Source organism: Pseudomonas fluorescens (assembly GCF_000968015.1).
In the GTDB taxonomy this organism is placed as follows: domain Bacteria; phylum Pseudomonadota; class Gammaproteobacteria; order Pseudomonadales; family Pseudomonadaceae; genus Aquipseudomonas; species Aquipseudomonas fluorescens_W.
On sequence record NZ_LACH01000084.1, the window covers coordinates 1 to 18,202 of the forward strand.

25 protein-coding genes are annotated in these 18,202 nt (G+C 56.7%); 16 read left to right on the forward strand and 9 right to left on the reverse strand.

The genetic code is table 11. The annotated features are described in order from the left end of the window. The first annotated feature begins 364 nt into the window (after window positions 1-364). The 3 genes from VD17_RS32020 to VD17_RS29625 all read left to right on the forward strand — a co-directional run bounded on the left by VD17_RS32020 (window position 365) and on the right by VD17_RS29625 (window position 1,229). The gene (locus tag VD17_RS32020; protein WP_185753255.1) at window positions 365-643 is read left to right on the forward strand and encodes a hypothetical protein; all 279 of its coding nucleotides are present in this window, start codon (window positions 365-367) and stop codon (window positions 641-643) included. Next, a complete protein-coding gene (locus VD17_RS33235; RefSeq protein ID WP_080932103.1) occupies window positions 640-882 on the forward strand; it encodes a hypothetical protein in 243 nt (80 codons plus the stop codon). The genes VD17_RS32020 and VD17_RS33235 overlap by 4 nt, the downstream gene beginning before the upstream one ends. A gap of 152 nt (window positions 883-1,034) precedes the next feature. After that, window positions 1,035-1,229 carry a hypothetical protein gene (locus VD17_RS29625; RefSeq protein WP_033061822.1) on the forward strand — a complete coding sequence of 65 codons (195 nt, stop codon included), beginning with the start codon at window positions 1,035-1,037 and terminating at the stop codon, window positions 1,227-1,229. Window positions 1,230-1,295: 66 nt separating this feature from the next. Here the strand turns inward: VD17_RS29625 and VD17_RS29630 are convergent, their stop codons facing one another. From VD17_RS29630 to VD17_RS29640, 3 genes are all read right to left on the reverse strand, one after another. After that, entirely contained in the window at window positions 1,296-2,048 is a 753-nt protein-coding gene (locus VD17_RS29630; protein WP_046056942.1) for a carbonic anhydrase, read from the reverse strand. Window positions 2,049-2,223: 175 nt separating this feature from the next. After that, complete coding sequence (locus VD17_RS29635; protein WP_046056943.1) at window positions 2,224-2,931, reverse strand: alpha/beta fold hydrolase; 708 nt, start codon at window positions 2,929-2,931, stop codon at window positions 2,224-2,226. A 205-nt stretch (window positions 2,932-3,136) separates the two neighbouring features. Continuing rightward, window positions 3,137-3,349, reverse strand: a complete 213-nt coding sequence (locus VD17_RS29640) for a hypothetical protein (RefSeq protein ID WP_033061943.1) — start codon at window positions 3,347-3,349, stop codon at window positions 3,137-3,139. A 306-nt stretch (window positions 3,350-3,655) separates the two neighbouring features. On the opposite strand from VD17_RS29640, the gene VD17_RS29645 reads away from it, so the two are divergent. Continuing rightward, window positions 3,656-4,111 carry a DUF2214 family protein gene (locus tag VD17_RS29645; RefSeq protein WP_046056944.1) on the forward strand — a complete coding sequence of 152 codons (456 nt, stop codon included), beginning with the start codon at window positions 3,656-3,658 and terminating at the stop codon, window positions 4,109-4,111. Window positions 4,112-4,290: 179 nt separating this feature from the next. Here VD17_RS29645 and csrA read toward each other — a convergent pair whose 3' ends face one another. After that, the gene (gene csrA, locus VD17_RS29650) at window positions 4,291-4,485 is read right to left on the reverse strand and encodes a carbon storage regulator CsrA (RefSeq protein WP_007938114.1); all 195 of its coding nucleotides are present in this window, start codon (window positions 4,483-4,485) and stop codon (window positions 4,291-4,293) included. A gap of 250 nt (window positions 4,486-4,735) precedes the next feature. Between csrA and VD17_RS29655 the strand changes: the two genes are divergently transcribed. Both VD17_RS29655 and VD17_RS29660 read left to right on the forward strand, forming a co-directional pair. Further along, window positions 4,736-5,101 (forward strand): hypothetical protein, encoded by a 366-nt coding sequence (locus VD17_RS29655; protein ID WP_046056945.1) that lies wholly within the window; start codon window positions 4,736-4,738, stop codon window positions 5,099-5,101. 103 nt (window positions 5,102-5,204) lie between these two features. Continuing rightward, window positions 5,205-6,116 carry a siderophore-interacting protein gene (locus tag VD17_RS29660; protein ID WP_046056946.1) on the forward strand — a complete coding sequence of 304 codons (912 nt, stop codon included), beginning with the start codon at window positions 5,205-5,207 and terminating at the stop codon, window positions 6,114-6,116. A 56-nt stretch (window positions 6,117-6,172) separates the two neighbouring features. Here the strand turns inward: VD17_RS29660 and VD17_RS29665 are convergent, their stop codons facing one another. The 3 genes from VD17_RS29665 to VD17_RS29675 all read right to left on the reverse strand — a co-directional run bounded on the left by VD17_RS29665 (window position 6,173) and on the right by VD17_RS29675 (window position 8,416). Continuing rightward, the gene (locus VD17_RS29665) at window positions 6,173-6,862 is read right to left on the reverse strand and encodes an endonuclease (RefSeq protein ID WP_033061817.1); all 690 of its coding nucleotides are present in this window, start codon (window positions 6,860-6,862) and stop codon (window positions 6,173-6,175) included. A gap of 4 nt (window positions 6,863-6,866) precedes the next feature. Continuing rightward, entirely contained in the window at window positions 6,867-7,157 is a 291-nt protein-coding gene (locus tag VD17_RS29670; RefSeq protein WP_046056947.1) for a DUF1654 domain-containing protein, read from the reverse strand. A gap of 170 nt (window positions 7,158-7,327) precedes the next feature. Then, window positions 7,328-8,416, reverse strand: coding sequence for an asparaginase (locus VD17_RS29675; protein ID WP_046056948.1), 1,089 nt, complete (start codon window positions 8,414-8,416; stop codon window positions 7,328-7,330). Window positions 8,417-8,764: 348 nt separating this feature from the next. Here VD17_RS29675 and VD17_RS29680 point away from each other — a divergent pair, with 348 nt between their 5' ends. The 8 genes from VD17_RS29680 to VD17_RS29715 all read left to right on the forward strand — a co-directional run bounded on the left by VD17_RS29680 (window position 8,765) and on the right by VD17_RS29715 (window position 16,428). Further along, window positions 8,765-9,226: a hypothetical protein gene (locus VD17_RS29680; RefSeq protein ID WP_046056949.1), complete on the forward strand. Its 462-nt coding sequence runs from the start codon at window positions 8,765-8,767 to the stop codon at window positions 9,224-9,226. A gap of 193 nt (window positions 9,227-9,419) precedes the next feature. Continuing rightward, entirely contained in the window at window positions 9,420-10,373 is a 954-nt protein-coding gene (locus tag VD17_RS29685) for a sugar ABC transporter substrate-binding protein (protein WP_046047711.1), read from the forward strand. Window positions 10,374-10,429: 56 nt separating this feature from the next. After that, window positions 10,430-11,983: a sugar ABC transporter ATP-binding protein gene (locus VD17_RS29690; RefSeq protein ID WP_046056950.1), complete on the forward strand. Its 1,554-nt coding sequence runs from the start codon at window positions 10,430-10,432 to the stop codon at window positions 11,981-11,983. Next, entirely contained in the window at window positions 11,980-12,957 is a 978-nt protein-coding gene (locus tag VD17_RS29695; RefSeq protein WP_046056951.1) for an ABC transporter permease, read from the forward strand. Before VD17_RS29690 ends, VD17_RS29695 begins: the two co-directional genes overlap by 4 nt. A 3-nt stretch (window positions 12,958-12,960) precedes the next feature. Next, window positions 12,961-13,980, forward strand: a complete 1,020-nt coding sequence (locus VD17_RS29700; protein WP_046056952.1) for a LacI family DNA-binding transcriptional regulator — start codon at window positions 12,961-12,963, stop codon at window positions 13,978-13,980. Window positions 13,981-14,037: 57 nt separating this feature from the next. After that, window positions 14,038-14,955, forward strand: a complete 918-nt coding sequence (gene rbsK, locus VD17_RS29705; RefSeq protein ID WP_046056953.1) for a ribokinase — start codon at window positions 14,038-14,040, stop codon at window positions 14,953-14,955. Next, window positions 14,952-15,356, forward strand: a complete 405-nt coding sequence (rbsD, locus tag VD17_RS29710) for a D-ribose pyranase (protein ID WP_046056954.1) — start codon at window positions 14,952-14,954, stop codon at window positions 15,354-15,356. The genes rbsK and rbsD overlap by 4 nt, the downstream gene beginning before the upstream one ends. 43 nt (window positions 15,357-15,399) lie before the next feature. Next, window positions 15,400-16,428, forward strand: coding sequence for a nucleoside hydrolase (locus VD17_RS29715; protein ID WP_046056955.1), 1,029 nt, complete (start codon window positions 15,400-15,402; stop codon window positions 16,426-16,428). Between the two features lie 38 nt (window positions 16,429-16,466). Here the strand turns inward: VD17_RS29715 and VD17_RS29720 are convergent, their stop codons facing one another. Next, window positions 16,467-16,673: a hypothetical protein gene (locus tag VD17_RS29720; protein ID WP_046056956.1), complete on the reverse strand. Its 207-nt coding sequence runs from the start codon at window positions 16,671-16,673 to the stop codon at window positions 16,467-16,469. A 132-nt stretch (window positions 16,674-16,805) separates the two neighbouring features. Here VD17_RS29720 and VD17_RS29725 point away from each other — a divergent pair, with 132 nt between their 5' ends. Next, on the forward strand, window positions 16,806-17,111 hold the full coding sequence (locus VD17_RS29725; RefSeq protein ID WP_008145652.1) for a hypothetical protein: 306 nt from the start codon (window positions 16,806-16,808) through the stop codon (window positions 17,109-17,111). 166 nt (window positions 17,112-17,277) lie between these two features. Then, a complete protein-coding gene (locus VD17_RS29730; protein WP_033061805.1) occupies window positions 17,278-17,598 on the forward strand; it encodes an I78 family peptidase inhibitor in 321 nt (106 codons plus the stop codon). A gap of 72 nt (window positions 17,599-17,670) precedes the next feature. On the opposite strand, the gene VD17_RS29735 is transcribed toward VD17_RS29730, so the two are convergent. Further along, the gene (locus VD17_RS29735) at window positions 17,671-17,883 is read right to left on the reverse strand and encodes a cold-shock protein (protein WP_007905882.1); all 213 of its coding nucleotides are present in this window, start codon (window positions 17,881-17,883) and stop codon (window positions 17,671-17,673) included. Window positions 17,884-18,202: the final 319 nt, after the last annotated feature.

The following is an 18,202-nucleotide window of genomic DNA, read 5'->3' on the forward strand; positions in this document are numbered from 1 at the left end:
AACCTATTTCAGGACTAGACACTGCGATTTGCAAAACTCCCATCTCAGAACGCCAAATCGGCTTTTACCTTCATGTAAACCATTCGAGGGAGTGGGGAGCTTTGTAGTTGGAATGGCTGGCAACAAAAAGCCCGCACATGGCGGGCTCTCTGTATGGGGTCAAATCCTTTTGTCTGCTCAATCTGCGCTGCGTTCTGTGAGCGCTTCGTGAAAAGCATGTCGATGGAACGAAAAAACCCGGCACTTGGCCGGGTTCTCTGTAGATGGGGCCAAATCCTTTTAGCTGGCTGCATTGTGTAGGGTGGGTGTGACGAAGGCGTGACAGGGCAGATACGAAAAGCCCGACTCTGGGCCGAACTCGATGATGGATGCCGATATTGATACCGCCAAGGCATTACGCCTCACAAGCAGTTGGATCTTCATAGACTTTGCACCACGCAGTCTTCATATGCGGCTTGCACTCCGCGTCAAGCTTCCCCTCAGCTTGGCAGCGCTAGCCGGGGTCATCGGCCCTCGCATCTCCTCGCCTATGTCCACCATTTTTTGCGCTACGGCGTTCTGGACTTCGCTGTATCTGATCAGTGAATCATTGAGCGGCCTCACGGTCATATCGCTGACCTTTGCATTCAGGACGTTCAAATGAAGCGTGCAGTAATAATGTTCATGGCCATTTCGGGCTTTCTCCTGCTGGGAGGCTGCGGGCCTCACTGGGACGACGGAGAAAGGTACGGTCGAGATCGTGATCGAGGTCATGATTACCGTCGTGGATACGACCGCGGGTATGACGATGATCGCGGGTATGACCGCAGATATGATCGTCGTGACGATGATCAGGGGTATGAACGCAATCACGGTCGTGATCGTGACGATAGAGACGACTGAATGCGCTGGCCATCGGCTGGCGAGAGACGGCGGTGACCGGCTCTCCTCGGGCCGGTCAATGATCACCCGGTTTGCCGATTAGTTTCAGCGGCACGGATTGCCAGTGATTCAGGCGTAAGATAGCGGTGCTACCTCATCAAAAGGAGCCGCATATGATCGCCGACCAAGTGAACAAGCAGGTATCTGTGGACAGAGCTGTTTGGGATCAATACTTCTGCGCTGCGTTGATTGCGGAAAGCAATTTGACGGCACCGGTCGTAGGAGGGGCTACTCATGAAGACAGGCAGAATCTGTTGATTGAAAGGGCCAAAGCTCTCGCCGACAAGATGATGGATAACAGAAAATAACCAGAGCCCAGCCATCGCGCTGGGCTCTTCACATCTGGATCTCGGCATTGATGCAGCACTGCTAAATCAAGCAATCAACTCTACTTTGCCGCTAGCAAGGCGATAGACGCCTCCGACTATCTTCAATGTGCCCTTGCTGAGCGCATCAGTCAGCAGTGGTGAGGCATTTTTAAGGCGGTTAACCGAGTCTTTGACATTCTGCGCTGTAGCATTGTCGATAAGGCTTCCGGGTTGATTGAGCACTTTCTCGATAGAAGGTTTAAGTGCGTCAGTCAATTTTGGGATGTGACCAGGGAAAACAGTGTGATCTTTTACTGCCTTTATACCTGCACTGATGGCGCCGCAGCTCTCATGCCCCAGTACGAGGATCAGTGGTGCGCCGAGCACCGCGACAGCGTATTCAAGGCTTGCCAAACCCTCATCTGTAACGAAATTGCCCGCGACGCGTATGGCGAAAAGATCGCCTCGAGCAGTGTCAAAAGCATACTCAGGGGCGATACGGGAGTCAGAGCAACTTAGTACCGACACGAACGGGTTCTGGCCTGAGACCAAGGCTTCCCGCTCTGACTTGAAGTCATGTGTCTTGGAGTTGCCGGAAACATACCGTTCATTTCCCTCCATAAGCCTTTGAAGTGCCATGTCAGGACTGATGGCGTTTTGTGGTTTTGGCGGAGCAGTGGTTTTCTCGGCAGCCTGAGCGAATGTGTCCGGCAGTGCACTGGCAAGTAGCAGAGCGCCTGCTCCTAGTCCGGCAAACTGAAGAAATCTTCGGCGACCACTCGCATTTTGAATAGGGTTTGAATCACATGATTTACACATGATCTTGTGTACTCGGGTCGGTTGATGGGAATGACTTGCTGTTGGGGGGCAAGTGCTTCCAGAGACCTTCGGCACTTGTGGTTGGAGTCTAGACGGGAAGTAACATAATGTTGCTCAGGGTTTGCTGCCAGGCAATGTAGGGGCGTGGGTTCGGTCGCTTTTAGTACCGAAAACCTCAAATGCCTTCCAGCGTTTTCAAAAACTCCCGGATGTGTCCGGCCGCCTCTTCAGGTGCTACCTGAAGCAGGCAGTGCGGTGATTCGATTTCAATAATTCGTGTATCACGGTTAATTGAAGAGACCAGCGCAGACGCTGTCCCGGGAACCACCGAATCATGCGTAGCGCGAAGGTAAATAGTCGGTACGCTGACCTGGGCGAGCTTGGCGGATACATCAACGGCAAGAACCGATCGTAGTCGTGAGCGCATTACCGAAGGGTTCACTTGAGTGATGGCCTGGCGTAGAGCTGCGCGCAAGGCACTCGTGGAAAACCGGCCGAGCAATACTTTGCTGATCCATCCGACAGGTGCAAGGCTGAACGGCAGTGCGCCCAGCAAAAAACTCAAGTGACTGAAAATCGGCCTTGGGTTGCGTGCGAATGTGCTGCACAGCACGAGTCCCACCTGCCGGGGGAGTTGTCTGGCGCTCAGGGAAATAGCGATCGGTCCCGAGAAGGACTCACCCAGCAGCACGAATGGGCGGTCGGTTGGCAGCGACTCCTGTACCAGCGACTCCAGCGCTGTGTAGCTCAGCGGAATATTGGAGGGATAGGTGATGATTAGCGTGTCGAATTCGTGCGCCATGATGGATGCAAAGGTTGCGAACAATTCACCTGTTCCATCCATTCCAGGTAGCAGAACCAGCGTGGGAGTTGATCGATTCATGTGTTCCGTCCTTGCCTGCGAATCGTTGGCGTCGGCCGGTCAATCGCGTACTGGATAACCGCAGGCCTGGGTAGTTGTCAGGCACTGTAACGAGGGGATTGCCCCCTCGTTACAGATGTTGCATGAAGAGCATGAATCACTACTTGTGTGGTTCATCTCAACAACGTCGGACCTGCTTGGTAGGTCCAACCAACTAAAACCAATCTTACCTGGCGTTCAACTTCTTCAGTTCTTCATAAGTCGCCGACTGTACAAACCAGAAGCCGGAGATGATGCACCACGTCAGGGTGCCGGTAATGAAAACGCCTGCTCCGGACCAGAAGCCCTGAACGAATATCATGACTACTGCGGCGATCCAGATAACGGCCAGTGCGACGTACAGAACTACGTTGTTTACACCAATTACGAACTCTTTCACGTCTATTCCCTTTTGAATGTTTATCCTCTGACGCCTTACGCAAGGGCCAGTGGGCGGCATGATAGGGAGATAGCTGGCCGTTCGCCAGTCATGTAGCGGCCTGTTACTCAAATCGGCCAATCAGCAAAATCATCCTTCCAGCGCCCGCGCCGAAAAGAACAATTCAAAACACCTCACCCCGTCCTCACTGGTGATGCCATACCGTCCGCTATGCAACTGCACAATCGACGTGCCTGGCAGGCAGATTTGCAGATTTTGGTCTACTACTGACACGCCGATTTCCTTACCCCTGTCAGGAGCATCCCTATGTTGTTTCACTGGTTTCTTGCGGCGATCCACCTCTTGGCTGTTGCCTTGGGCCTCTGGGCGGTGCTCACCCGAGGGACGGCCTTCAGCCGCCTGGCCGTCGGTACGGCACAGGTTCGCAGCGTGCTGGTTGCCGATAACGTATGGGGCATCTGTGCGGGTATTTTGCTGATCACAGGTTTGATGCGGGCTTTCGGTGGGTACGAAAAAGGTACCGACTATTACCTTCATCAGCCGTTGTTCCATCTGAAGATGGCGCTGTTCGTGATCATTCTGCTGCTTGAAGTGGCACCCATGATCACCTTGATCAAGTGGCGGATCGCCTTGGGCAGGGGCGCTTCGATTGACCAGGGCCGAGCCAGGCTGTTTGCACGCATCAGCCATATCGAAGCGCTGTTGTTGATGTTGATGGTGATTGCGGCCACCGGCATGGCGCGCGGTGTGACCTTCGGCTAATAACGGCGTAATTCGTCAGGGTTAATCAGAATAATCTGACAGCCACGGCGTGGCCGAAGCCGGTAGCATCGGCTTCACGTAATGGGGGAGGAGGCGAGTGCTCAGCAAAATGCCGAGCATGAATCTTTAGCCAGCCATTGCGCTGTAACGAACGAGCTGGCTACTGACTGCAACAGGATTCAGGGAGTCTGCGGTTTGTCTGGAGCGGTGAGGCCAGCCTGAATGCGCTGATAGATTTCTTCGCGATGAACCGCAACGTCTTTCGGGGCATTGATGCCAATTCTGACTTGCTGGCCGCTAACGCCCAGGATAGTGATCGTAATGTCATCACCAATATTTATGCTTTCACCGACTTTGCGGGTGAGTATCAGCATGGTCTTCTCCTTGATTGCTTTGTAGGGCACCTGATTCGGACAGTGCAGAGGTCGGTGGTATGTATAGATTAGTGCGAAGTCTCACGGTTTGGGTGCCTCTTTCTGACGCGCAGATGCTGCATTAATTCCCAAGGCGTAACTATACAGAGGCCGTGACCATCATTCTCGTTGTTTTGAGCCCATTTTGCGGCACTCGGGAAGTATTCATGGGTGCTAAAATCGCCGCTTTAAGCATTCTGAGGGAAGCGTCGTGCGCAAAATGGTCTTGGTAATCGCGGTACTGGCGCTGGCGGGATGCGGTGAGGGCAAGAGTGTTGAGGCGCAAAAGCCGCAACCGGCAGCTGCGACCACAGCCTCGGTGGTATCCGCACCACAATGGGATCTCGAAGTTCGAGGCGAAACACCTCAGGCAGTCAGCGATTTGAGCGGCTGGCTGATTGAGCACAGTTTTGTTTCCAATATCGTCAAGGAAAATGGAAAGACCCGGATTCTGCTCGGGCCATTCGGTTCGAAAGCCGAGGCCGAGGCCAAACAGACAGAAGTGCGCGCGTCGCTCACCCGGGCGAAGAAACAGAACATCGAATTGTTGGTTCTCGAACATCCAGTGACCCAGTAACGGTCTTTTTCAGGGAGCTTTCGACGGAACGCCTTAAAGGGGATCCACATTGACTCGTTTCTAGACGTAGTCACTGTTGATTCCCAGTAGGAGTTCCCCCCCAATGGCCTCCGCCACCCCTTACAAAATATTCGACGCAGTCCTGCGGCGCAAAAAGGCGCTGAGTCCTCATTTGATGCGCGTCACTCTGGCCGGTCCGATGGTTACCGAAATGGCGACCTGGGCGCCGGATCAGCGTGTGAAGTTGTTCTTTCCAGCGGTGGACGGTTCGTCTGCCAGGCTCACTCATGGCGATGGCTGGTACGCACGTTACCGCGCGATGCCGGTTGCCCAGCGCCCGGCGATGCGCACCTACACCATCCGGCATTTGCGTGCCGAGCAGGGCGAAGTAGACATCGACTTCGTGTTACACGGCGAAACCGGCCCTGCGTCCCGTTGGGCAGTCCATGCAGCAGCGGGTGAGCCGATCCAGATCGTCGCACCTGATCGCCAGTTTTCGGCGCAAGACGCGGGCGGTTTTGAGTGGAAGCCGCCTCAACAGCTCAAGCAACTGTTGCTGGTCGCCGATGCCACGGCTTTACCCGCGGTGCTTGGCATTCTGGATGAGCTGGCAGCGCTTGCCGTGCCACCGATAACCCAGGCGTTTTTTGAAGTAGACAGTGTGGACGATGCGTTGCCGGTTCCTGACTGGCCGGGGTTTTCGGTGGAATGGCTGATTCGAGATCACGCCACCGCGCCCCGAGTGGGTTCGCTGATGGTCGACGCGGTCTGTCGGGCCATTCTGCCGTCATCCGCTTCGAAAGCATTCGAAGCGGTGGAACTGGCGGAAGTCGATGTCGACGAAGACATGCTCTGGGAAACGTCCGAGGCTGCCGGTGATGGTTTCTACGGCTGGATCGCCGGGGAAACGGTTGCGGTGATGAGTCTGCGCAAATACTTGATCAAGGAATGCGGGATTGCCAAGGAGTCACTCAACCTGATGGGCTACTGGCGTTACAACAAAGTGGGCGGGTAGAAACGAACAAAGGCCTCGGATGTTAAACCCGAGGCCTTTGTGTTTTCAGCGAGCGCTTAACCGCAGGCTTTCATGTCGACCGGGCCGACAAATTCGTTGCCGCGTCCCATGACGCACGCCACGCTTTGGTTGCGCTGACGTTCCCAGGTCTCTACCGGATAGGTTTTGTTCCAGGCTTCGTAGAGCTGTCGATCCTGTTTCGACAGGCGCAGACCGTACTGCTTGCTCATGTAGAAATACGTTCGGGCGATCATGCCGCGAATGGACGGGCGGGGCATGACCTTCTTCGCTTTGAAGTCGACCTGGGTCAGGCACGAGCCATATTGGCCCGACTGCACCGGCAGCCAGCCGAAACTGAAGTTGCTGCGATCGCCATTCACTTCACCAATGCTCGGCACCAGGTTGTGCAGGTCGGCTTCGGCCTTCTGGTAGGTCGGATCGTAACGCGTGCAGTTCTTGCGTCCACCTTCTTGCCAGCACTGACGCTGATGGCCGATCTGCCAGGCCGGAACAATGTGCTCCCACTCGATGCGGGAAGCGCGCTTGGCGTTTTTGCGCGGTACATAACCGCAGGCTGCGAGATTGACCTTGTTGCCGGTGTATTTGCACCCACAATAGAACTCTGTGGATTGCGGTGCGTAGAGCTTCCAGGCAACTTTCTTCGCTTCGTTGAAAGTGCGTGGGGCGCCAGCCTGGGCGCCGAGTGTGATGAACAAAAACAGCAAAGCAAACCAGCGGACACTCATTGACTCAATCTTCCTTCGGCACAACCCAAAAAATCTGCACGCCGCCATCGTCGCGATAGGCGAGGGTGACGTTGTCGTTCTCGTCGATTTCTTCGAGTAATTGTTCCCACTCATCCACGGGCTCGTCCGGTAGACGGAAGATCAAGGCTGCTTTGGCTTTTTGGGCGGTGGGGGAATTGATGATTTTTTGAACGCGCATACCCATGCGTGCATAGGAGTCAGGAGAGGCAGAGGTGTTGGCCACGGAATTATCCTTATTAAGCTGTACGTGCATACAGTATTTAACTGTAAGCATTTTCGCAACTGCTTAAAATTCAAGAAAATCCTCTGACAGCAATTTTTTCCGTTTGGTGTAGGACGAAGGGAAGTTTTTTATCGAAATATCGGAATGGGGTGTGAGCCACTCGCCTGGGTTGGCGAGTGGTGAAAGCGGTGCCCGACCGGAACCGGTCGGGCGAGGGCGAATCAGTATTCCCAGAACATGCGTTGCAGCTCTTTGCTGTCGTTGGTCTTGGTCAGTGCGACCATCGCCAGGATGCGAGCTTTTTGCGGGTTCAGGTCATTCGCGACAACCCAGTCGTACTTGTCGTCTGGCTGTTCGGCGTTACGCAGTACGAAACCGCCGGCGTTGACGTGGGACGAGCGAATGATTTGCACGCCGTCCTTGCGCAGGGCTTGCAGCGATGGGACTACACGGGACGAGACAGAGCCGTTGCCGGTACCGGCGTGAATGATGGCTTTGGCACCAGATTGAGCCAACGCTTTGTAAGCGGTATCGCTGACATTGCCGTAGGAATAGGCGATTTCTACGGCAGGCAGGCTCTTGATGGTTTTGATGTCAAATTCCGAGTCCATGGTGTGACGCTTGGCCGGCAGACGGAACCAGTAGGATTTGCCTTCGACCACCATGCCCAGTGGGCCCCAGGCACTTTTAAACGCCTCGGTCTTGATGTTGATCATTTTGCTGACGTCGCGACCTGACTGGATTTCATCGTTCATGGTCACCAGTACGCCTTTGCCGCGTGCCTCTTTGCTGCTTGCCACGGCCACTGCGTTGTACAGGTTCAGCATGCCATCGGCTGACATCGCGGTGCCTGGGCGCATGGAGCCGACAACGATGATTGGCTTGTCGGTTTTTTCCACCAGGTTCAGGAAGTAGGCGGTTTCTTCCAGAGTGTCGGTGCCGTGGGTGATAACGATGCCGTCGACGTCTTTGCTGTCGGCCAGTTCGGCCACGCGACGACCCAGTTGCAGCAGGTTGTCGTTGGTGATGCTTTCGGACGCGATCTGCATGACCTGTTCGCCACGAACGTTTGCTAGTTGGCTGAGTTCCGGAACCCCGGCGATCAATTGTTCGATGCCGACTTTTGCCGCTTGATAGGTAGCGCTGTTAGCGGCGCTGGCGCCCGCGCCGGCAATGGTGCCGCCGGTGGCCAGGATCACCACGTTCGCCAGTTTCTGTTGGGTTTCGACTTCTTTTGCCTGAAGGGCAGTAGGCAGGAGCAGCAAGAGGGCTAAAGCGCCCGGAACGAAGGTCTTGAAAGCAGATGTCATTATTTTTCTCTCTAGTAGTGAGACGGTGCTGATGCAGGTTCATCTAGATGCGCCCCAGGCGGATCTGAACGCTTGGGGTGAATGAGAAGAGCAGGATCTGTACCAGTCGTACTTTGAATAAGAAAAACTTTTAACTTTATGATTTGTATCAGTATTTATTTTATTGGCCAGAATGGTTAACAGTCTGTTGTCCGGGTTTCCGAACGTGTTGAGCGTTTCTGTTCGGCTCTCCGAAAAGTACTACGACCTCTGTAGAGCTAATCGCCTTGCAAGATTGCGAATCACTGCTAAAGAAACCCGCGCTTCGGTCGATGTTCCTTTAAAGGATCTTTTTACTCAGGAGTTCACATGTCGTTATCCATTGGTATCCCAAACGCCGCAGGCGTCACCATCGGCGGCAAATCCGCCGCTACGATTCAAGCGTTGAGCGATCAGACGGCCGATGCCGCGAATCAAGCGTTGGGTACGAAGGAAAGCGACAGCAAGCAAGTCAGAACCGGCGCTGTGGGCCTGGATAAAAGTGCGCAGGCGTCGACTGAAGCGGATGGCGCCGATAATGCCTCGGTGGTGGAAAAGGTTTTGCTCAAGCGTTTGAAAGAGCTTCAAGAGCAGTTGCGTGAACAGCAGCAACAATTGGCAGCGGCCCAATCGGCGTCTTACCCGACGCCTGAAGCCAAGGCCACCGTGGTGATGGCGATTCAGGGGCAAATGGCCGATACCACTGCCGCAATACTGGAAACGGCCAACAGCCTTTACAAGGAAATGGCCAAGGGCTCCAGCACCGGATCGGTGGTCAACACGACGGCATGACATGAATGCCGGCATTTGAGGTTTTCCCCGCAAAACGGCTTTTCTGGTCGTTGACAAATGTCAGCAGGGTTCGCATAGTCCGGTCTACGCAAACGTTTGCGCGGTGCTCCCCGTGGTTATCTATCAGTGAGCGCAATGAAGCCTACGCCAGCGCAAGCGTTGCTCACAATAATCATAAGATCGGAGTGAACCCATGAAGCTGCCATTCGCTGGACGTCTTCTCGCTGTCGCTATGCTGGCTGCCGCATCCGTCGCGTTACCTGTCTCTTCGGCCTTCGCCGAGACTGAAAAACCCAAAGTCGCGCTGGTCATGAAATCCCTGGCCAATGAATTCTTCCTGACCATGGAAGACGGCGCCAAGGCCTATCAGAAAGACCACTCCGGCGATTTCGAACTCATCTCCAACGGCATCAAAGACGAAACCGACACGGCTGGCCAGACGCGCATCGTCGAGCAAATGATTCTGGCCAAGGTCAATGCGCTGGTCATCGCGCCGGCCGATTCCAAGGCCATGGTTCCTGTGATCAAGAAAGCCATCGATGCCGGTATCACCGTGATCAACATCGACAACCAGCTGGACCCGGCTGTGGTCAAAAGCAAAAACATCACCGTACCGTTCGTAGGCCCGGATAACCGCAAAGGCGCGCGTCTGGTGGGCGAGTACCTGGCCAAGCAACTGAAGGCCGGCGACGAAGTCGGCATCATCGAAGGCGTTTCAACCACCACCAACGCGCAGCAGAGAACCGCAGGCTTCAAGGATGCGATGGAAGCGGCGCAGATCAAGGTCGTCTCTTTGCAGTCCGGTGACTGGGAAATCGACAAAGGCAACAAGGTGGCTGCCTCGATCCTCAGCGAATACCCGCAAGTCAAAGCCCTTCTGGCCGGCAACGACAGCATGGCCGTCGGCGCAGTATCCGCCGTGCGCGCAGCGGGCAAGGCCGGCAAGGTGCAAGTGGTCGGTTACGACAACATCAACGCCATCAAGCCAATGCTCAAGGATGGTCGCGTTCTGGCCACCGCTGACCAGTTTGCAGCCCGGCAAGCCGTGTTTGGCATCGAGACTGCGCTGAAGATCATCAAGGGTGAGAAAGTCGACAGCGGCACCAATGGCGTGATCGAAACTCCGGTAGAGCTGGTCACCAAGTAGTCCTTCTGGCGACACAACGGTGCTCGCCCGTCCGGGCGAGCGCATGGAGAGTTTTTATGTCAGTTTCCGCCCCGAACGCTGTCCTCTCGGTCAGCGGTATCAGTAAGACCTACGCCCAACCGGTCCTGACCGGCATCGACCTGACGCTGATGCGCGGTGAAGTGCTGGCGCTGACCGGCGAAAACGGCGCGGGAAAAAGCACGCTGTCGAAGATCATCGGCGGGCTGGTCACGCCGACCACCGGCCACATGCAATTCCAGGGGCAGGATTACCGCCCCTCCAGTCGCACCCAGGCCGAAGACCTCGGCATTCGCATGGTGATGCAAGAACTCAATCTGTTGCCGACCCTGTCGGTGGCGGAAAACCTGTTTCTCGACAACCTGCCCAGCAAGGGCGGCTGGATCCGTCGCAGGCAATTGCGCAAGGCAGCGATCGAAGCCATGGCCCAGGTCGGCCTCGACGCGATTGATCCGGACACGCTGGTGGGCGAATTGGGCATCGGTCATCAGCAAATGGTGGAGATCGCCCGCAACCTGATCGGCGATTGCCACGTGCTGATCCTCGACGAACCGACCGCAATGCTGACGAATCGTGAAGTCGAGATGCTGTTCGAGCAGATCACTCGTCTGCAAGCTCGCGGCGTGTCGATCATCTATATCTCGCACCGTCTCGAGGAACTGGCGCGGGTCGCCCAGCGTATTGCGGTACTGCGTGATGGCAACCTGGTTTGCGTCGAGCCGATGGCCAATTACAACAGCGAGCAACTGGTGACGCTGATGGTTGGTCGCGAACTCGGCGAACACATCGACATGGGGCCGCGCAAGATCGGCGCTCCAGCCTTAACGGTTAAAGGGCTGACCCGCTCCGATAAGGTTCGCGACGTGTCCTTCGAGGTGCGTGCCGGCGAGATCTACGGAATTTCCGGTTTGATCGGGGCAGGGCGCACCGAGTTACTGCGCTTGATCTTCGGTGCTGATACAGCAGACAGCGGCACGGTTGCGCTCGGTTCGCCAGCACAGGTCGTCAGTATCCGTTCGCCGGCCGACGCGGTCGGTCATGGCATCGCCCTGATCACTGAAGACCGCAAAGGCGAAGGCTTGCTGCTGACCCAATCGATCAGCGCGAATATTGCCTTGGGCAATATGCCGGTGATTTCCAGCGGTGGCTTCGTCAACAACGGTGACGAGGTGGCCCTGGCCCAGCGTCAGATCGATGCCATGCACATCCGCAGCTCCAGCCCGACGCAATTGGTGTCGGAGCTGTCCGGCGGCAACCAGCAAAAAGTCGTGATCGGCCGGTGGCTTGAGCGTGATTGCTCGGTGATGCTGTTCGACGAGCCAACGCGTGGTATCGACGTCGGCGCCAAGTTTGACATTTATGCCCTGCTCGGTGACCTGACCCGTCAAGGCAAAGCGCTGGTGGTGGTGTCCAGCGACCTGCGTGAACTGATGTTGATCTGTGACCGCATCGGCGTGCTCTCGGCGGGACGTCTGATCGACACCTTTGAGCGTGACAGCTGGACCCAGGATGATTTGCTTGCCGCCGCGTTCGCCGGCTACCAAAAACGTGATGCGTTGCTCAATGAAGCGGCGCCTAGGGATCTCGCATGAATACTGCAGTGACTGCCGGCAAACGTAGTGGCAACTTTTACGGCCTCGGTACCTATCTGGGGCTGGCGGGTGCCTTGCTGGCGATGGTCGCGCTGTTCTCGGTTCTGAGCAGCCATTTCTTGTCTTATGACACCTTCAGCACCCTGGCCAACCAGATACCGGACTTGATGGTGCTGGCGGTCGGCATGACGTTCGTGTTGATCATCGGCGGCATCGACCTGTCGGTGGGTTCGGTGCTCGCGCTCGCGGCGTCAACGGTCAGTGTGGCAATACTCGGTTGGGGCTGGAGCGTGTTGCCTGCGGCGCTGCTCGGAATGGCGGCGGCAGCACTGGCTGGCACCATCACCGGTTCGATCACTGTGGCATGGCGCATTCCATCGTTCATCGTTTCCCTCGGCGTGCTGGAAATGGCCCGCGGCGTGGCGTATCAGATGACCGGATCGCGCACGGCCTACATCGGCGACGCCTTCGCCTGGTTGTCCAACCCGATCGCCTTCGGCACCTCGCCGTCGTTCATCATTGCCTTGTTGATCATCTTCATTGCCCAGGCGGTGCTGACGCGTACCGTGTTCGGTCGTTACCTGATCGGCATCGGCACCAACGAAGAGGCGGTGCGTCTGGCAGGGATCAATCCGAAGCCCTACAAGATTCTGGTGTTCAGTCTGATGGGGCTGCTGGCCGGTATTGCTGCGCTGTTCCAGATTTCCCGTCTGGAAGCGGCGGATCCGAATGCCGGCTCCGGGCTGGAGCTGCAAGTGATCGCCGCCGTCGTGATCGGCGGCACCAGTTTGATGGGGGGGCGCGGTTCGGTCATCAGTACGTTCTTCGGGGTACTGATCATTTCCGTATTGGCGGCCGGTCTCGCGCAGATCGGCGCGACTGAACCCACCAAACGCATTATCACCGGCGCGGTGATCGTGGTGGCGGTAGTGCTTGATACTTATCGCAGTCAGCGCGCAAGCCGGCGGACCTGAGTCATGGCAACGATCAAGGATGTGGCAGCGCTCGCGGGAATTTCCTACACCACGGTTTCCCACGTAGTGAACAAGACCCGGCCGGTGAGCGAAGAGGTGCGGGTCAAGGTTGAGGCAGCAATCAAAACCCTCGACTACGTACCTAGCGCCGTGGCCCGGTCCCTCAAGGCCAAAACCACGGCGACCATCGGTCTGCTGGTGCCCAACAGCCTCAACCCGTACTTCGCCGAACTGGCGCGCGGCATCGAGGATTACTGCGAGCGTAATGGCTACTGCGTGATTCTCTGTAACTCCGATGACAACCCGGACAAGCAGCGCAGCTACCTGCGTGTGCTGCTGGAAAAGCGCATCGACGGGCTGATCGTCGCTTCGGCTGGCGGTGACGCTGGGCTGGCGGAGGGCCTGGCAGGCGTGCGTACGCCGATGGTGATCGTCGACCGTGGGCTGGAAGGTGTGAATGCCGATCTGGTGCGGATCGATCACGAATACGGCGCCTATCTGGCGACCCGCCACCTACTGGAATTGGGGCACTGGGACATCGCTACCATTGGTGGTCCGGCGAGTACCAGCGTGGCGCAGATGCGTCTGGCCGGTTATTGCCGTGCCCTGAAAGAGGCGGGTGTCGAAGTATCCCGCGAGCGCATGCTGGAAAGCGACTTCACCAGCACCGGCGGCTACAACGCCGCCGCGATCCTGCTGGAAAAGAACCCGCCGAGCGCGATCTTCGCCGGTAACGACATGATCGGTATCGGTGTGCTGCGAGCAGCGGCCGAGCGCAACATTCGTGTACCGACAGAGCTGTCGGTGATCGGCTTCGACGATATTCAGATGAGCCGCTATGTGTACCCGGCGCTGACTACCGTGGGGCAGTCGATCCTGCAACTCGGCGAGATGGCGGCCGAAGTGCTGTTAAGAAGAATCGCCACACCGGATATGGCCACCGATCAACGGATCGTGACGCCCAGTATTGTCCTGCGGGAGTCGACTGCGCCGCTGGCCGGCGTGTTCGCCCAGTTCCGTTGAAATAGAACGCCGCTGAATCAAAAGCACCGCTGAAACAGAATCGATGAGTAGTGACGTATGCCAGCAAAAGTAGTGGTTATAGGCAGCCTGAACATGGACCTGGTCACCCGGGCGCCACGGCTGCCCCGTGGTGGTGAAACGCTGATCGGCGAGTCGTTTTCCACGGTTTCCGGTGGCAAGGGCGCGAATCAGGCGGTCGCCGCGGCGAGGCTGGGGGCGCAGGTGTCGATGGTCGGTTGCGTGGGCAGCGATGCCTACGGCGAAGAACTGCGCGGAGCCCTGTTGGCCGAGCAAATCGATTGCCAGGCGGTCAGCACCGTCGACGATTCCAGCGGCGTAGCGTTGATTGTGGTCGATGACAACAGCCAGAACGCCATCGTGATCGTTGCCGGTGCCAACGGGGCGCTGACGCCAGCGGTGATCGACCGTTTTGATGCAGTCTTACAGGCTGCGGACGTGATCATCTGCCAGCTGGAAGTCCCGGATGCCACTGTCGGTCATGCGCTCAAGCGTGGCCGTGAATTGGGTAAGACCGTGATCCTCAACCCGGCGCCAGCCAGCCGCCCACTGCCGGCGGACTGGTACGCGTCCATCGATTATCTGATCCCCAACGAAAGCGAGGCCTCGGCGCTGAGTGGTTTACCAGTGGATTCTTTGGCATCTGCCGAAACCGCTGCGACCCGGTTGATTGCGATGGGGGCCGGCAAAGTCATCATCACCCTCGGTGCTCAAGGTTCGCTGTTTGCCAACGGCAAAGGCTTCGAGCATTTCCCTGCGCCGAAGGTGAAGGCTGTCGATACCACGGCGGCTGGCGACACCTTCGTCGGTGGTTTCGCCGCCGCACTGGCGGCCGGCAAAAGCGAAGCCGACGCGATCCGTTTCGGCCAGGTCGCCGCGGCACTGTCGGTGACCCGTGCTGGCGCGCAACCCTCGATTCCCACCTTGTCCGACGTACAGGCCTTTAACGCACCATGAAAAAGACACCTTTGCTCAATGTCGCGTTGTCGCGGCTGGTCGCGTCCCTGGGCCATGGCGACATCGTGGTAATCGGTGATGCAGGTTTGCCGGTGCCGCCAGGCGTCGAGCTGATCGACTTGGCCCTGACCCACGGTATCCCGGATTTCGTCAGCACGTTGAAGGTTGTGCTCAGCGAAATGCAGGTCGAGCGCCATGTATTGGCCCAGGAGATCCTAGACAAAAAGCCTACGGCGTTGGCGACGCTCGATGAGCTGAATGCCGAAGGTGCGTTGGGTCGGCGTGAGCTGCTCAGTCATGACCAATTCAAAGTCCTCAGCCGACAGGCACGGGCGATTGTTCGCACAGGCGAATGTCAGCCGTACTGCAACATCGTGCTGGTGGCAGGGGTTACGTTCTAACTCGTTGTTGTCTTTTTGCTGTCCCACGCACAAGGAGTGCGCTATGCAACGCTATGCTCAGAAACTGCACCATCTGCTCCGGAGTCTGCTGCTTTTGTCCCTGATTACCGCAACAAGCGCCCAGGCGGCGGAAAAGATCGACTTGATCATCGACACCGACCCGGGCGCCGACGACGTGGTTGCCTTGCTGTTTGCCCTGGCGTCGCCGCAAGAGCTGAACATTCGTGCGCTGACCACCGTGGCCGGCAATGTGCGTCTGGACAAGACGTCGCGTAATGCGCGGCTGGCCCGCGAGTGGGCAGGGCGCGACGAGGTGCCGGTCTACGCGGGTGCTCCGAAGCCGCTGATGCGCACGCCGATCTATGCCGAGAATATCCATGGCAAGGAAGGCCTGTCGGGCGTCACCGTACATGAACCAAAGAAAGGCCTGGCCCAGGGCAATGCGGTCAACTACCTGATCGACACCTTGAAAGCCGCCAAGCCTCACAGCATCACCATCGCCATGCTCGGTCCACAAACCAACCTGGCACTGGCGCTGATCCAGGAACCTGAGATCGTTCAGGGCATCAAGGAGGTGGTGATCATGGGCGGGGCGCACTTCAATGGCGGCAACATCACCCCGGTGGCCGAGTTCAACCTGTTCGCCGACCCGCAGGCTGCGGAAGTGGTATTGAAAAGCGGCGTGAAGCTGACCTACCTGCCGCTGGACGTGACCCACAAGATCCTCACCAGTGAAGCGCGCCTGAAGCAGATTGCAGCGATCAACAACAATGCCAGCAAGCTGGTGGGCGATATTCTCAATGAATACGTCAAAGGCGACATGGAGCACTACGGCATTCCGGGTGGCCCGGTGCATGACGCGACGGTCATCGCCTATCTGCTCAAGCCTGAATTGTTCACCGGTCGTTCGGTCAATGTGGTGGTTGATAGCCGCGAAGGCCCGACGTTCGGCCAAACGATCGTCGATTGGTATGACGGCTTGAAAGCGCCGAAGAACGCTTTCTGGGTGGAAAGCGGCGACGCCCAAGGCTTCTTTGACCTGCTGACCGAGCGTCTGGCTCGTCTGAAGTAAGCCATTGACCCGCAGGTGCCAGCCTGCGGGTCTTACGTTCACTCGCTATCTATCAGGCCAATATAGTCGGCCGGGTATTTCTCGAATACCTGCGCGATGAAGGATTGCGCCGCTTCAGTCCCCAGCTCCTTGACCAATAGATCGATACCAATGATTGCCAACTCTTCCGGGCTGCCCGGGCTGTAGGAGCTGTGACCCTGTGGCCACTTGGCTTTGATGTCGGCGTCGATACTTACGGTGGTCATGATGGCGCTCGTGAAGTCGGGAAAGTCTGAGTGTCGAGTTAACCATTTTGCGCGGCTTTTGGCACTCCGACTTAGGCATGGGGGGAGGGCTATGCGACACTTGGTCTTTGACGAATTTTCAAGGACTCTGCTGTGCAAATCGATTTGAACACTCCTGACGGCTTGACCCTTGAGGCGGTGCGTCAGCTGCTGGCCTCTGCCAGCGACGATGAGCACACTCAATTGCGAGTCACCAAGGGCGGCATTGCCTACATTTCGTCAGGCGTTGTGGGTGGCACTGATATCAGCGGGCTGTTGTTTCGTCTGGAGACGTGGGCCAAGGGTTCCGGTTATGTCGGATTGGTCGCGGCCAGTGACGAGGTCTGGGTCATGCAGATTTTCAATGCGCTGAAAGAGAACTGGCCGAATCCGCCGTTCGACTACATTGACGTTTATTGAACGCTGTTCATATTCAGTCACGATTGAGTGGTAAACGGCAGGGCGATGCTCAGGCAAACTCGCCGCGTGTCCGAATAGAGGGCAGGGTGCTAGTGCTCCCTGTGAAACCAAACGCCAGATTGGCGGTCGCACGATCTCAGCTTAACTATTGAAAAAAGGAGGCTTCATGCCTTGGAAGCTCGCGTCATTGGGTACTTTGTTGGCCGTTGCCATGCTGGCCGGTTGCAGCACTACCTCCACCGAGTCGACAACAGATCCTGTCACGACGACTGACACGGGTCATAGCCGTTGTGAGGCAAAGGCTGCCGAATTCACCATTGGCAAAAAGGCTTCGCCTGAACTGCTGGAGCAGGCGCGTACTCGCGCAGGTGCGCAGAATGCACGGTTCCTCTTGCCCACCGACATGGTGACCCTGGAGTACCGCTCCGATCGCCTGAACCTGAATACCGATGCCAATCGGGTCGTCACCCGCGTCAACTGCGGCTGATCGCTTCAGGCTTCTGTTTCGCCCATAAAAAACCCCGTCACATGGACGGGGTTTTTTTAGTGCGGCTGAAAATTACTCAGCGCGGACTTGTGCAGCTTGCATACCCTTTTGGCCTTTCTCAGCCACGAAGGAAACGGTCTGGCCTTCTTTCAGGCTTTTGAAACCGTCGCTTTCGATAGCTTTGAAGTGTACGAACAGGTCGTCACCGCCACCTTGAGGAGTGATGAAGCCGAAGCCTTTTTCATCGTTGAACCATTTAACGGTGCCGGTTTGGCGATTAGACATGGTGTATCTCCAAGAAACATATATTTTCAGTAGTGCTGTGCTGCTCAGGCCAACTGGGCACACCGGGGTATCATAGTCGAAATGTTCGCTTTGGGAGCCCCCCGGACGTGCTGTTTGCCCTGCAGTCGCGTTCCGTTTGCTGCTTTGTTTGGCTGCAAGCCCCGTTTTAAAAGGCTTTCAGCCAAAAGTAAAGACAATAAAAAAACCTGTAAAACCTGAATAAATTGTACGAAAAAGCGGTTTTCAGAGGCTTTTTACTGTCGTTGCAGGCGCAAAAAGCGCTCTGTCGGGCTTATTTTTGGTTCTTCACGGATTACCG

What these genes read in the sequence shown, in the direction of transcription:
- VD17_RS32020 (WP_185753255.1), top strand. Translation starts at nt 365, where the DNA reads ATGGATGCCGATATTGATACCGCCAAGGCATTACGCCTCACAAGCAGT.
- VD17_RS33235 (WP_080932103.1), top strand. Translation starts at nt 640, where the DNA reads ATGAAGCGTGCAGTAATAATGTTCATGGCCATTTCGGGCTTTCTCCTG.
- VD17_RS29625 (WP_033061822.1), top strand. Translation starts at nt 1,035, where the DNA reads ATGATCGCCGACCAAGTGAACAAGCAGGTATCTGTGGACAGAGCTGTT.
- VD17_RS29630 (WP_046056942.1), bottom strand. Translation starts at nt 2,048, where the DNA reads ATGTGTAAATCATGTGATTCAAACCCTATTCAAAATGCGAGTGGTCGC.
- VD17_RS29635 (WP_046056943.1), bottom strand. Translation starts at nt 2,931, where the DNA reads ATGAATCGATCAACTCCCACGCTGGTTCTGCTACCTGGAATGGATGGA.
- VD17_RS29645 (WP_046056944.1), top strand. Translation starts at nt 3,656, where the DNA reads ATGTTGTTTCACTGGTTTCTTGCGGCGATCCACCTCTTGGCTGTTGCC.
- csrA (WP_007938114.1), bottom strand. Translation starts at nt 4,485, where the DNA reads ATGCTGATACTCACCCGCAAAGTCGGTGAAAGCATAAATATTGGTGAT.
- VD17_RS29660 (WP_046056946.1), top strand. Translation starts at nt 5,205, where the DNA reads ATGGCCTCCGCCACCCCTTACAAAATATTCGACGCAGTCCTGCGGCGC.
- VD17_RS29665 (WP_033061817.1), bottom strand. Translation starts at nt 6,862, where the DNA reads ATGAGTGTCCGCTGGTTTGCTTTGCTGTTTTTGTTCATCACACTCGGC.
- VD17_RS29670 (WP_046056947.1), bottom strand. Translation starts at nt 7,157, where the DNA reads ATGCTTACAGTTAAATACTGTATGCACGTACAGCTTAATAAGGATAAT.
- VD17_RS29675 (WP_046056948.1), bottom strand. Translation starts at nt 8,416, where the DNA reads ATGACATCTGCTTTCAAGACCTTCGTTCCGGGCGCTTTAGCCCTCTTG.
- VD17_RS29680 (WP_046056949.1), top strand. Translation starts at nt 8,765, where the DNA reads ATGTCGTTATCCATTGGTATCCCAAACGCCGCAGGCGTCACCATCGGC.
- VD17_RS29685 (WP_046047711.1), top strand. Translation starts at nt 9,420, where the DNA reads ATGAAGCTGCCATTCGCTGGACGTCTTCTCGCTGTCGCTATGCTGGCT.
- VD17_RS29690 (WP_046056950.1), top strand. Translation starts at nt 10,430, where the DNA reads ATGTCAGTTTCCGCCCCGAACGCTGTCCTCTCGGTCAGCGGTATCAGT.
- VD17_RS29695 (WP_046056951.1), top strand. Translation starts at nt 11,980, where the DNA reads ATGAATACTGCAGTGACTGCCGGCAAACGTAGTGGCAACTTTTACGGC.
- VD17_RS29700 (WP_046056952.1), top strand. Translation starts at nt 12,961, where the DNA reads ATGGCAACGATCAAGGATGTGGCAGCGCTCGCGGGAATTTCCTACACC.
- rbsK (WP_046056953.1), top strand. Translation starts at nt 14,038, where the DNA reads ATGCCAGCAAAAGTAGTGGTTATAGGCAGCCTGAACATGGACCTGGTC.
- rbsD (WP_046056954.1), top strand. Translation starts at nt 14,952, where the DNA reads ATGAAAAAGACACCTTTGCTCAATGTCGCGTTGTCGCGGCTGGTCGCG.
- VD17_RS29715 (WP_046056955.1), top strand. Translation starts at nt 15,400, where the DNA reads ATGCAACGCTATGCTCAGAAACTGCACCATCTGCTCCGGAGTCTGCTG.
- VD17_RS29720 (WP_046056956.1), bottom strand. Translation starts at nt 16,673, where the DNA reads ATGACCACCGTAAGTATCGACGCCGACATCAAAGCCAAGTGGCCACAG.
- VD17_RS29730 (WP_033061805.1), top strand. Translation starts at nt 17,278, where the DNA reads ATGCCTTGGAAGCTCGCGTCATTGGGTACTTTGTTGGCCGTTGCCATG.
- VD17_RS29735 (WP_007905882.1), bottom strand. Translation starts at nt 17,883, where the DNA reads ATGTCTAATCGCCAAACCGGCACCGTTAAATGGTTCAACGATGAAAAA.